The organism is Candidatus Borrarchaeum sp. (assembly GCF_019058535.1).
In the GTDB taxonomy this organism is placed as follows: domain Archaea; phylum Asgardarchaeota; class Sifarchaeia; order Borrarchaeales; family Borrarchaeaceae; genus Borrarchaeum; species Borrarchaeum weybense.
The window spans coordinates 1-6,879 of record NZ_JAHPYX010000160.1 but is presented as its reverse complement, the minus strand read 5'-3'; the positions used below and the strand labels follow the sequence as shown (position 1 = coordinate 6,879).

The window sequence follows — 6,879 nt, the reverse complement described above, 5'->3', positions numbered from 1 at the left end:
TTTATATACCCCCGCTCTAATGCCTCCAGATATACTTTCCTTGATGCTGGTATCACAATCAACCTTGATTTGACTTTCTTTCCTTTTAAGAATCGAGTTGCGATTTCTAAATCTTCAAGTCGACCATTTGTACAGGTTCCAATGAAACACTGATGTATTTCTAACCCTTCAAACTCGGTCACTGGTTTTACATTGTCAACTCTGTGTGGAAATGCGATCATAGGTTCTAGGCTTGTTGCGTCAAATTCATAGTGATCTATATACTCAGCATTTTCATCACTTGTAAGAGATGGGATACTACCTATACCGCGTTCTGTTTTAAAAAAACGTTCTGTAACTTCATCAACTGCGATTAATCCAGTTTTTCCGCCCATTTCAATCGCCATATTACATAAGGTGAATCGTCCAGGCATATTCATATTGGATACCGTTTCACCCTCGAATTCAATAGCCTTGTAGGTTGCCCCGTCGGCGGTAACTTCCCTTGCGATATCCAAAATCACATCTTTTGGCGTGAGTGGAAATTTAAGATACCCATTTACTGAAATTTTAACAGCTTCAGGAACTTTTAACCAAGTCTTTCCATATGCAAAAATAGCTGCTAAGTCTGTACTTCCCATACCAGTTGCAAATGCGCCGACCGCTCCATGAGTGCAGGTGTGCGAATCTGCGCCAATAACAACATCATAAGGCTTAATATGGTTCTCAATGAGAAGTTGATGACAAATTCCTTCACCTACATCATAAAAATGAACGTTAGTCTTACGAACGAATTCTCTTATGCCCTTATGCACATTAGACATAATTACAGTTGGAGAAGGGGCTACATGATCAAGCACAATAACAATCTTATCAGGATCGAACACATGATCTTTCATTTTGTACATTTCTTCAATAGCCAAAGGTGCTGTGCTATCATGTGCCATCGCAACATTGACATCTACAACAACGATGTCGTTGGCTCTACATTCTTTACCAGATGCTTTCGAAAGAATCTTTTCAGTTAACGTCTTTCCCATTGTAGACACACTCGCCTATTATTGTTGTTACTTATTATTGTTGTTCTTTGTATTCGTTTAGTTTTTTTCAGTATAAGTTTTTTAAACAAATTAAATGTTTTCAAACTAAAGATGAATGTTTTCAAACTTTTTGGTAATTTTTTCAAACTTTCTATCACAACGTTTAAATACATTAAGACACTTTGATGCAAAAAAAGTTTTGTTATAGCATCAAATCCAGATTAGTTTTTAATTCAACTTGGTGATCCTGTGAGTAAACTAGAAGATCAGAATTTCTTTGATTTACAGTTCAAGCCTGATGTCAAGATTTCAGAAGACATTTTAATACTTGACACAACGCTTAGAGAAGGTGAACAAACCCCAAATGTGTTCTTCACACTTGAAGACAAGATTAAGATTGCACAACTTCTAGACGAATTTGGAGTACATATGATTGAAGCAGGGTGTCCTACTGTATCTAAAGGTGTTAAAGAAGCTGTAAAAGCCATTGCGGAACAGGGTTTAAAAGCAGAAGTTCTTGCTCATGTAAGAGCAAAAGTACCAGATATCGAGGAAGCAATTGAATGCAATGTTGATCGTGTAGCTGTATTTATAGCAACTTCAGATATCCATCTTGAATATAAATTGAAAAAAACCAGAGAACAAGTACTAGACATGATTTATAATTCAGTGAACTATGCAAGTAATCATGGATTGAAAGTAAGATTCACACCTGAAGATGCGAGTCGTTCTGATTCACAATTCTTAATTGAAGCATGCGACACAGCTCACGAAGCAGGTGCTGATAGAATTTCAATTGCTGACACAGTAGGCATGTTAACTCCAAGTGGTATGAAAGGATTTGTGAAATTCATGCAACGTCACCTTGGAAAAAGCGTTGGGATAGATGTACATTGTCACAATGACCTTGGTTTAGCTGCCGCAAACGCATTAGCCGGACTTGAGGCTGGCGCTAACTGTGTACATGCTACTGTAAATGGATTAGGAGAACGGACTGGTATTACAGGGCTTGAGGAAATAAGTGTTGCTCTGACTGTCATGTATGGACTTGACCTTGGATTTAAGCTTGATATGCTTCCAAAAATCGCTCGATATGTTGAAAGAGCAAGTGGTGTGGTTATAGGACAACAGGCTGTTGTTATTGGTGATTATGCATTTTCTCATAAAGCAGGTGTACATACTGCGGGAGTTCTTGCGAATCCTAAAACATATGAAGTGTTTGCTCCAGATCTTGTAGGAAGAGGGAGACAACTATTAGTTGATAGATACGCAGGCAAGAAAGCAGTTGAACAGAAGTTGATAGAACTAGGAATTGTTGTTAATGATGAACAACTAAGCAAAATCGTTCAAAAAATCAAAGAAGTAGCAGATAAAAAACGAAATTTCGTAGATGAAGACTTGCTTGAGATTGCAGAAGAAGTCCTAAAAGTAAGTTTCAGGGGGATATCGCCTAGTAAAGTCATGGGGTTGATTTCGTGCAAAATTGATCCTTCATATTATACCAGTTACATAGTGAGACGAATGGCTGCGCTTCCCTTAGACAGGGTCTACGAAACGAGCGGGGAATACGAGATAGTAGCTATAGCACAAACAGATTCGGTTCCTGAACTTAATGATCTCTTGGAAAAGATCCGTGAGATTTCAGGAATTGCTCATACAAATACAAAAATTATCTTAAAACAGTTTGAAACAATGAGTTCAAATAATTCTCACACAAAAAAAGTGGATTAGAATAGATTTTTATCGTTTTACGTAGAAAATCATTTTCCTTTTTCTTCAATATCGCTCTTTAAGTGAGCAAATTTCTTCCAGTGATCTTTTCTTCTAATATAGTGCCTATTGCTGTAAAGATAATATATCAGAATTCCGACACCAATCCAGGCGAGCGTAACATACCAAGCTGTTGGGCTGTAAAAGAAGAGATAAACTGCAAGACCAAGATTTGCACAAATTGCGATGATTGGGACTAGCGGAAAGAGTGGCGTTTTATAGCCATAGTCCAACTGTTTACCAATCTTTCTGCGAATCATAATCACGGAAACATCGACCAGCAAAAAAAGGAGCAGAAACATAATCGATGACGCTGATGCAACATCTTCCAAAGGAATCGATACTGCCATACTGATCATTATAATCCCGCTCATTAAGAGTGCCATATGAGGGGTACGAGTCTTTTTATGAATTGTTGCCAATTTCTTCGGAATGAAATTATCGCGAGCCATCGCAAAACAAACTCGGGTTGATGAGTAGGTTGTTGCGTTGAGCGCTGACATCGTGCTCAAAAGCCCTCCAATTGTCAATAAAAATATACCAGCTGGCATAAACTGCTTAGCTGCTTCAACTAATCCAAGTTCTCCAAACTGTGCTAAGAATTCCCATGTCGTGCCGGTTTCAACTATGAGCGCTCCAATCGAAACATATGCAACTAGACAATAGATGGGAACTACGATCAGGATTGAAACAAAAGTCGCCCTTGGGACGTTTTTTCTGGGATTACGTACTTCTTCTCCTGCCTGTGCAATAATCTCATAACCTTCGAATGCAATAAATGTCAAGCCACATGCTAAAAAAAGGCCGCCCAGGCCATGTGGGAATAAAGGCTGAAAATTGCTAAGACCGAAATCTGGGTGGGTATACATCACATAGAGACCGCTACCAATGAATACGGCTAATATGATTATTTTTGCAATGGTGACAATATTACCAGCGGTTCCTGTCTCTGAAACGCCCTTAAAGTTAATCAACATAAAGATTACTACTATAATGACAGCGAGAATTTTAATTGTCAACTCCAACCCGAAACCAAAAAGAGACACACCCATAATTTCCAATGTCAGCGCAAAATATGCGCCAAATCCAAGAGCGTACAAACTCCCCGCAACTGTATGAGCTAACCAAGACATCCATCCAGATACAAATCCACTTGGTCCTCCTACTCCCTCTTTTACCCAAAGGAATCCACCCCCCGCCTCTGGTATGGCCGATCCCAACTCAGCATAACATAAGGCTGTAAAAGTTGTTATTATTCCGTTCAACAAGAATGCTAACACTAAAGCTGGTCCCGCGACTCCTGCGGCAACACCAGTTAATACAAATATTCCTGCGCCTATCATGCCAGCTACTCCGATCATTGTGAGATCGAGGAGGCTTAACGTTCTTGCTAATTCATATTCCATGTCAAGCAAGATTGGTTCAGCTGTCATAGCAAGTCGCTCACATAAATTGAGAAAAATTGTTTAATAGGTGGTAAATTTGTCTGATCCGATTGAAATTGTGAGGAAATGCTTAGATATAAAAATATTACTTTTATGGATGGTATATTCAATAGCTCCCTTTTGTCGAGGCTGGTTTGTTACCGAAAATCCTTTGATAAATTTAGAGCTTCTCAATTTGAGCAACTCAGAGCTTTTACTGAGTTTTTTAACCTGAATGATTTAGTAAAATAGCATAAAGCGAAAAGTATAAGTTCTTTAAAGAACTAGTAATAATGTAAAAAAGGCGCTCTGGAGGTTTCAGAATTCAACGTTCTCGACCAGTGACAAGAAGTTTTTTAGACGATTTGGAATGGGGCTGTACTATAGGCTTAAATAACATTCTACTCCCAATAAAAGGTTTTCCTGCTGAAGGAGATGCAATTACGCTGGCATTCTTTTTAGCAGAATGTGCAAATGCGAAGATATGGATTTTACACGTCGAAGAGGAAGAGGAAGAGGAAGAAGAACCGCTACTTGAGGATTTATATGATGAGATTAGTGTATATGCAGAAGAGCTAAAAATCACAGTAGATCTTGATACAGTTGAAGGCGATGGAAGCATTGAAGAATTAATTTTAAAGAAATCCGATGAAATTGATGCAGACCTCATTGTGATGGGCGCCCAACGTATAAAACTAACACGAGAACTTTTAGGAACTAGTACTTACGAAGTCGCTAGAAGGGCAGAAGTTCCAGTTTTCATAGTCTTCACACCTTTTGAAGACTGGACGGCATATCGACGCGTAAAAATTCGACGTATCCTAGTTCCATACCGTACACTTGGTGATGATAAGGCTGCTCTTAAATTAACTACAGCTATGGCTTCAAGTGCCTACAGTGTCATATCCCCAAATATTGAAATCCACCTCGCTCATGTTGTCGAACTCCCTGATATCCTTCCATTAAATGCGACATCCCCTGAAATTCAACAAGAGAAAAAAGAGTTTTTAAGGAACGTTGGAGAATTAAGTTGTGTCATTGGCGAACCGCTGATTCCTCGAATCATAATTGGACGGGATTTCAGTAAATCAATCGTAGAACTTACCAAGAAACTAAACTTTGATTTGCTGGTTGTAGGTGCCAAACATCGACCTAGAGGATTTGGAGGCCTTATTGGTACAGATGTGTACAATATTGCAAAGCTAGCATACTGTACAACAGCCGTTATCTTTCGATAGCGTTATTGTATCCAAGTGGGCTTTCTCTAGTGAAATGAAAGCCATCAAACGCTGCTAATTTTAAAAAAAAAGAAAAAAATTAAACACGTACTTTTAGTTGCGTTAACTGAGTCTTCAGGAGTTGTTTTTGCATTGCAACGTAATAGGCCTCTTTATTATTTATACAGCCAGGATCAGGCGCTCTAATATCCCCAAAATAGGCATAGGCGCGGGCTCTACATCCTCCACAGACATATTTGAATTTGCAACTACCGCAGTTATCCTGAAGTTTATCACGATCTCTTAATGTCCAGAGAGTTCTGTTGTTTTCCCATAACTCTTCAAAATTGTCATGCCGAATATTACCCACTGTAATTGGCAAAAACACACAGGGCTCAATATTTCCATTAGGTCGAACTGCACAGTAAAATCTTCCTGCGCCACAACCTCCAACGAACGAACTGAGATTTTGTAATTGTCCCGGTAAATCACAATTGTAGAAGTGAGATGGAATTACGGCAGAGTCTCCATGTTCCTCTTGAATCGCTATTCGAGCAAATTGTGGAGCTGTGGATAGCAACGCCATCGAATCATCAGTTCGAAGCTCATGCCACAAATATCGTATCATTTTTTCCCTTTCAAAAGGATCTAAATCAAGATCCATAATCGTTGTACCTCTTCCAACAGGGACAAAATTGTAATGCATGAACCAATCTATCCCTAGTTCTCGGCATAATCGAACGATCTCAGGAAATTCCTTATAATTTAGGTTAGTAATGGTTGTGGCTACCTCTACAAAGATGTCTCCAGCTTCTACGCAGTTTTTTATTCCTTGAACAGTTTTTTCAAACATCCCTGGTACACCGCGAAACATATCATGGGTTTTTGCACACGCCCCATCTAGACTTATCTGTACATAACCTAAGTTCAATTTCTTGAGTTTTTTCACCATTTCCTTCGTTAATAATGTTCCATTGGTAGCTACAGCTGGAAAGATGCCAAGATCTCTAGCATGTCCTGCAACTTTGAAAAAATCTTTACGGATGAGCGCTTCGCCTCCAGAAAAAGCAATTGACGTGACGCCCGCTTCTGCAAGTTGATCTACACATTTGAATGCTTCTTTTGTGGTGAGTTCGTCCTTTAATGGTTTTCCAGCAGTTGCATAGCAGTGTTTACACTGCAAATTGCATGCATATGTATAATCCCAGACGACCAGAAAAGGTGCAGAAGGGACAAAAGGTTTAGTTACGCCGAACTTTGCAATTCCTGTTACTGTATTGACTAAGCCTCGTCTCCAATAGGGATTCTCAAATTTTTCAACTAATTGTTCTTTTGTCACTCCAAAGGCCTTCGCACTTCGGGCAACGATGCCGTTAAGCAAAGGTGCAAATAGATTGCATATAACACAGGTATCTGCTCTAGAGCGAGTATTTGTCATAAGTTCTAGGG

Annotated in this window: 5 protein-coding genes; 2 read left to right on the top strand and 3 right to left on the bottom strand. The window is 39.2% G+C overall.

What is annotated here, in order from left to right; all coding sequences use genetic code 11:
- Window positions 1-1,019, bottom strand: a 1,019-nt coding sequence (locus QVB70_RS09485) for a homoaconitate hydratase family protein (RefSeq protein WP_287585494.1), incomplete at its 3' end; no start/stop codon positions are given.
- Window positions 1,020-1,268: 249 nt separating this feature from the next.
- Here QVB70_RS09485 and lysS point away from each other — a divergent pair.
- Window positions 1,269-2,750, top strand: a complete 1,482-nt coding sequence (gene lysS, locus QVB70_RS09480) for a homocitrate synthase (RefSeq protein ID WP_287585493.1) — start codon at window positions 1,269-1,271, stop codon at window positions 2,748-2,750.
- Window positions 2,751-2,779: 29 nt separating this feature from the next.
- On the opposite strand, the gene QVB70_RS09475 is transcribed toward lysS, so the two are convergent.
- Window positions 2,780-4,222 carry an amino acid permease gene (locus QVB70_RS09475; RefSeq protein WP_287585492.1) on the bottom strand — a complete coding sequence of 481 codons (1,443 nt, stop codon included), beginning with the start codon at window positions 4,220-4,222 and terminating at the stop codon, window positions 2,780-2,782.
- Window positions 4,223-4,554: 332 nt separating this feature from the next.
- On the opposite strand from QVB70_RS09475, the gene QVB70_RS09470 reads away from it, so the two are divergent.
- Entirely contained in the window at window positions 4,555-5,451 is an 897-nt protein-coding gene (locus QVB70_RS09470) for a universal stress protein (RefSeq protein WP_287585491.1), read from the top strand.
- Window positions 5,452-5,530: 79 nt separating this feature from the next.
- Here the strand turns inward: QVB70_RS09470 and QVB70_RS09465 are convergent.
- On the bottom strand, window positions 5,531-6,879 hold a 1,349-nt coding region (locus tag QVB70_RS09465; RefSeq protein ID WP_287585490.1), incomplete at its 5' end, for a radical SAM protein.